A 5,945-nucleotide genomic window follows, 5' to 3' on the forward strand; every position below is an offset into this window, starting at 1 on the left:
GAACTCGGAACGTCAGCTTCAGAACTCGGAACGTCAGCTTCAGAACTCGGAACGTCAGCTTCAGAACTCGGAACGTCAGCTTCAGAACTCGGAACTTCAGCTTCAGAACTCGGAACTTCAGCTTCGGAACTCGGAACGTCAAGCTTGAAAATGAACTCCACCCGTTCTGAGTCGAAAAGGTGGAGTTAAGAACTCGGAGAGTTGATAAATTCTCCTCACAAATGACAACTAACTAAATACGTGACTTGACAAATTTCTCTAATCTATCCATTCCCTTTTCAATCGTCGCCATATCTGTGGCGTAGGAAAGGCGAATGTTGTCATCAGCGCCAAAGGCAATTCCGGGAATGACTGCAACTTGGTGTTTTTCCAACAAAGCGTCACAAAACTCTAGAGATTTTAGACCGGTTTTGCTGATATCAGGGAACAAATAAAAAGCGCCATCTGGTTTTGCAGTACTCAATCCGGGAATGGCGTTGAGTCTGTCTAGCATTACCTGTCGGCGTTTGGCGAAAGCTTGGCGCATTTCTTCGACACAATCTTGAGAACTTTCCAAAGCCGCGATCGCACCATATTGGGCAAAGGTACACACGTTAGATGTACTATGTCCTTGGATGGTACTCGCGGCTTTAATAATTTCCACCGGACCTGCTAAATAACCAAGTCTCCACCCAGTCATAGAATAAGCCTTCGCAAACCCATTACTTATCAAAGTGCGGTCAAAAATTTCCTTCCCAAGAGAACCGATGCTGATATGTTCTGCACCGTCATAGAGAATCTTTTCGTAAATTTCATCAGAGACAACAAAGATATCTGCATCAACTACTACCTTCGCCAGTGCTTTGATTTCATCTGGTGTGTAAACCATCCCTGTGGGATTAGATGGGGAGTTGAGGATAAATAACTTCGTCTTCGGCGTGATTGCTTTACGGAGTTGTTCGGGAGTAATTTTATAACCCGTCGTGGCATCTGTGGGTACAATCACTGAAACTCCACCGACTAAAGTCACCATTTCGGGATAACTTAGCCAGTAGGGAGCAGGGATAATTACCTCATCACCTGGATCGATCAATGCCACTATTAAGTTGTACAGAGAATGCTTACCGCCATTGCTGACGATGACATTCTCTGACTTATAATCAAGACCATTATCGATTTTAAGCTTGTGGGCGATCGCTTCCCTTAATTTTGGTTCTCCGGCTGCTGCACCATACTTGGTTTTGCCTTCATCCAAAGCTTTGACTGCTGCGGCTTTAATATGCGCTGGGGTATCAAAATCTGGTTCTCCAGCGCTAAAACTACAAACATCTATTCCTTCTGCCTTCAGTGCCTTAGCCTTGGCTGCGATCGCTAAGGTTAATGAAGGTGTTACCTGACTTACTCTTGCTGCCAGCTTCATTCTTACTTTTTTTTGGCAAATCTTTCACTGATCTAAGGATATCCCAGAATCCTTACCAAGATTTGCTGTTTCTGAATTCGTTGGGGATTGAAAACTGGGGAATTAGGAAGAATTCCTGACCCTTGACTCTTAACAATGTATTCTGTATAACTTTAGTTTTAAGGTAAACTAACTGTTTATATGCAGATCAAGAAACTTTTCATCGCATCTTGTCTGTTAATTCCTGGTCTTTTTATACCAAATGCTGCCATTGCTCAAAATCGCGGTACTCCGGGTAAATTTGATTTTTATGTACTGACACTCTCTTGGTCGCCGGATTATTGTGCGGCAAATGGTACCCGTGACCAGCAGCAGTGCGGTTCTGGAAGGAAACTTGGTTTTGTACTACATGGTTTGTGGCCGCAGTACCAAACTGGTTATCCAGCTAATTGTTCCACGCAAAAATTACCGTCGGAAGTAAAGGGGCGGTTTGCCAATTTGTATCCTAGCAATAAACTTTACGATCATGAATGGGAAAAACATGGTACTTGTTCGGGGAAAACTCCTGCGGAATACTTGGCATTTAGTAAAAAGTTAAAAGATGCGATCGCTATTCCCGCAGCTTATAATCGTCCTGATAAACCCTTGCGTATCACAATTACAAATTTTAAAAATTCATTTTTGAGTGCTAATAATCAAATTACTGCTGATGGTGTAGCACCTTTTTGTTCTGGTTCAGGAAGATTTTTGCAAGAAGTATTCTTTTGTTATTCCAAAAACGGTGAAGCTGGTATTTGTAGCGCCGAGATTTTGAAGCGATCGCAAAAAAGTTGTGGTCAGCCAGATTTCTTACTGAGAAACGTTAGATGACAATGGGGCATTGGGCATTGGGCATTGGGCATTGGGCATTGGGCATGGTTATTCCCCTTGTCCCCTTATCTCTCAACCTGCGAGAAGCTAAAGCTACCTCTCCCCCAGTCTTTTCTTCAATTTTGAATTTTGAATTTTAAATTGATTTCTCCCCACTTGCCACAACTATGATTTGAAGTTACTTAATTTATGCTTTACCGTTACTTATTTATTTCTTAACTTATCTATCCTAATCTTCAACTGTAATTAGAACCCATTTTTATTTCAAGATAGTAGACGCAATCAGAGAATCTGTTCAAGGAGAGGTTGTATTTATAACCATAATTTTTTGGGTAGCTCACTGAATTGCAATAACTCCAGGTTTATTTCCTGGTTTTAATAGTTTTTTTGTCACACAACTTGTTTTTGTCAGACTGCATTCTTGTCTTTTCTTAGGAGTGCTAAATGGAATATTTATTTCTGGCTTTGGCGCTGGGTCTTGCACTCAGCTTTGAATTTGTCAATGGTTTTCATGATACTGCAAATGCAGTTGCTACAGTCATTTACACTCATAGCCTAAAGCCAAACATCGCCGTCGTCTGGTCAGGCTGTTGGAACCTAATTGGTGTGCTGACATCAACTGGAGCCGTTGCTTTTGGCATTGTTGCTCTGCTTCCCGTTGAATTGGTAATTAATGTTGGTTCAAGTGCAGGCTTCGCAATGGTGTTTGCACTTTTGATTTCGGCGATCATGTGGAACTTAGGAACTTGGTACTTGGGCTTACCTGCATCCAGTTCACATACGCTGATTGGCTCAATCATGGGTGTTGGTTTAGCAAATTCATTGTTGTCTAAGGGTCATGTCTTTGGCGAGGGCGTGAATTGGGCAAAGACGGAGGAAGTTTTCACATCTCTACTGGTTTCACCAATTGTTGGATTCACCTGCGCCGCACTGCTGTTACTGCTGGCGAAAAGACTGATCAGACGACCAGAGTTGTACCGTGCGCCAGAAGGGAATAAAACACCACCGCCTTGGATACGTGGTTTGTTAATCTTGACATGTACTGGTGTGAGCTTCGCCCACGGTTCAAATGATGGTCAAAAAGGTATGGGTCTGATCATGCTCATCTTAGTGGGCATTCTACCAGGTATGTTTGCACTGAATATGGATACCAACGCCGGAGCGATCGCTCAGTTGTCCGCTACATCCAACTCTGTGATTCCAGTGCTGCAACAACAAGGAAGAGGAACATTCTCAAACAGCAAAAACATTACAGATGAGCTTTCCAACTTCCTCAAACCAACTGGCGAAGCTAACGACAAAACATTTGCAGCCCTTGCTGCCGAGAGTCGTACAATTGGGGATAAGCTTGCTGGTAAGACTAGTTTCAAGCAGCTTTCAAGCGATGAGCTTGCCTCATTACGAACCGATATGTATCTAGTCGCTGGAACAATTGGCAAGCTGGACAACCATAAAAAATTAACCGATGCCAAACAAGAAGAGGTGCTTATCAGCTATAAGAAGCAGTTAGATAAAGTAACCAAATTCATTCCCAATTGGGTGAAATTTGCCGTTGCCATTGCATTGGGTCTTGGCACAATGATTGGTTGGAAGCGCATCGTGGTTACAGTCGGTGAAAAGATTGGCAAAGACCACCTTACCTACGCTCAAGGAGCTTCCGCCGAGTTAGTGGCTATGACAACTATTGGTGCTGCGGATTACTTCGGTCTGCCAGTCAGCACCACTCACGTCCTGTCATCGGGTGTAGCGGGTACAATGGCGGCAAACCATTCAGGTTTGCAAACGGACACCTTGAGAAATATTCTGCTCGCCTGGGTGCTGACCCTGCCAGTTTGCGTACTGCTTGGTTCTGCTACATATGCGGGAAGCTTGTACATAGTCTTTAATATTCTGGGTTTGAAGTAGGAAAATAGGGCATGGGGCAATTCAATTTTGGATTTTGGATTGACGATTTTGGATTAAATTTCAATTCTTTAATCCAAAATCTAAAATCCAAAATCTAAAATTCTTACTCCCCACTCCCTAAGCGATCGTCACATCTGGCGACAAATAAACATCTTGAATGGTGTGAAATAGCTTTACACCTTCCTCAAAGGGACGCTGAAAGGTCTTTCGCCCAGAAATTAATCCCGTACCACCAGCCCGTTTGTTAATTACAGCCGTGCGAACTGCTTCGGCGAAGTCATTTTTACCAGTCGCGCCACCAGAATTAATCAGCCCCACACGCCCAGAGTAGCAATTCAGCACTTGGTAACGAGTTAAATCAATTGGGTGATCGGTTGTCAATTCTGTGTAAACACGCTCGTCGGTTTTGCCGTAACTCTTACCAGTGGCTTTGGCAACTGCACCGTAACCATTGTTATTTTCAGGTAACTTTTGTTTAATAATGTCGGCTTCAATGGTTACACCCAAATGATTCGCCTGTCCGGTGAGGTCAGCCGCAAGGTGGTAATCTTTATCTTGTTTAAAAGCGTTGTTTCGGAGATAGCACCAGAGAATAGTTACCAAACCGAGTTCATGGGCGTGTTTAAAAGCTTCGCTGATTTCCTGAATTTGTCTGGTAGACTGCTCTGAACCAAAGTAAATTGTCGCGCCCACCGCCGCCGCACCCAAATTCCAAGCTTGTTCCACATCAGCAAACAATACTTGGTCAAATTGATTGGGGAAAGTCAGCAATTCGTTGTGATTGATTTTGACAATAAAGGGAATTTTGTGAGCATATTTCCGTGATACGATACCTAATGTTCCCAAAGTCGTAGCAACCGCATTGCAGCCTGCGGCGATCGCTAGCTTGACAATATTTTCTGGGTCAAAGTAAATCGGATTGGGCGCAAAAGACGCACCTGCTGAGTGTTCAATCCCTTGGTCTACTGGTAAGATAGACAGATAACCTGTGTTTGCCAGACGACCAGTAGAATAAAGTAGCTGGAGATTACGCAATACTTGGGGATTGCGATCGCTGTTGAGCCAGATTCGATCTACAAAGTCTGCCCCCGGCAAATGTAATAAATCACGAGAAACTTTTGCTTTGTAGTTAAGCAGGTCTTCAGTCTCTTTACCTAGTAATGACTCGATAGAATTAGCCTCTATGAGCGTTGTAGTCATAGCGTTTTCCTCAAAAATTAAGCAAATGACCTTGCCTTTAAGATAGCATTTTTAATATTGCTAACCTGGTTAAGGTCGCATTAACTATATGTATATTTTTTCGGAATTGAAAAATTGCTATTTTGGATTAGTCTCTGAAATGTAACCGTAATTTGAGCCAAAATGTACAAGGAAAGAATTGTTATTTTGATAATTTGGGTGAATTGCAGACTTATAATTTAATATATTTCGGCTTTAATACTCATCACCTGTTGACATTCCCCAGACTGAACAAATATAATTCGTATTCGCTCAGTAAGTCAGAACCTAATAGAACAACTAAACTCAAAAGTTAAACAATAGGAACCATTATTCGGGAGAAATCTTCTTCTAATCCATTTGGTAGGTCGTGGATGCCAGAATAATTCTCTACCCCGAAGCAACGGCATGCCTGTCGGGTCAAGAGTTGCCAACAAGTGAAAAACTCAAGCCTCCTCAAATTATCATGAGGAGGCTTGAGTTGAAATAATGAATCCTGGCATCGAGCTATTTTTGCGTAGGGCTACCCCTAAACTATCGTGGCCGCAGCAGCGTTTCACCTCTGAGTTCGGGA

5 protein-coding genes are annotated in these 5,945 nt (G+C 42.8%); 3 read left to right on the top strand and 2 right to left on the bottom strand.

Annotation, left to right across the window (positions count from 1 at the left end):
- Nucleotides 1-232: 232 nt before the first annotated feature.
- Nucleotides 233-1,399 carry a pyridoxal phosphate-dependent aminotransferase gene (locus V7K27_RS27840; protein ID WP_334951596.1) on the bottom strand — a complete coding sequence of 389 codons (1,167 nt, stop codon included), beginning with the start codon at nt 1,397-1,399 and terminating at the stop codon, nt 233-235.
- Between the two features lie 180 nt (nt 1,400-1,579).
- Here V7K27_RS27840 and V7K27_RS27845 point away from each other — a divergent pair, with 180 nt between their 5' ends.
- From V7K27_RS27845 to V7K27_RS27855, 3 genes are all read left to right on the top strand, one after another.
- Complete coding sequence (locus V7K27_RS27845) at nt 1,580-2,248, top strand: ribonuclease T2 family protein (RefSeq protein WP_334951598.1); 669 nt, start codon at nt 1,580-1,582, stop codon at nt 2,246-2,248.
- Nucleotides 2,245-2,388 carry a hypothetical protein gene (locus V7K27_RS27850; RefSeq protein ID WP_334951599.1) on the top strand — a complete coding sequence of 48 codons (144 nt, stop codon included), beginning with the start codon at nt 2,245-2,247 and terminating at the stop codon, nt 2,386-2,388. Before V7K27_RS27845 ends, V7K27_RS27850 begins: the two co-directional genes overlap by 4 nt.
- A gap of 304 nt (nt 2,389-2,692) precedes the next feature.
- The gene (locus tag V7K27_RS27855; RefSeq protein ID WP_334951601.1) at nt 2,693-4,153 is read left to right on the top strand and encodes an inorganic phosphate transporter; all 1,461 of its coding nucleotides are present in this window, start codon (nt 2,693-2,695) and stop codon (nt 4,151-4,153) included.
- 117 nt (nt 4,154-4,270) lie between these two features.
- Here the strand turns inward: V7K27_RS27855 and V7K27_RS27860 are convergent, their stop codons facing one another.
- Entirely contained in the window at nt 4,271-5,353 is a 1,083-nt protein-coding gene (locus tag V7K27_RS27860) for a class I fructose-bisphosphate aldolase (RefSeq protein ID WP_334951603.1), read from the bottom strand.
- Nucleotides 5,354-5,945 lie beyond the last annotated feature (592 nt).

The organism is Nostoc sp., assembly GCF_036919575.1.
In the GTDB taxonomy this organism is placed as follows: Bacteria; Cyanobacteriota; Cyanobacteriia; order Cyanobacteriales; family Nostocaceae; genus Nostoc.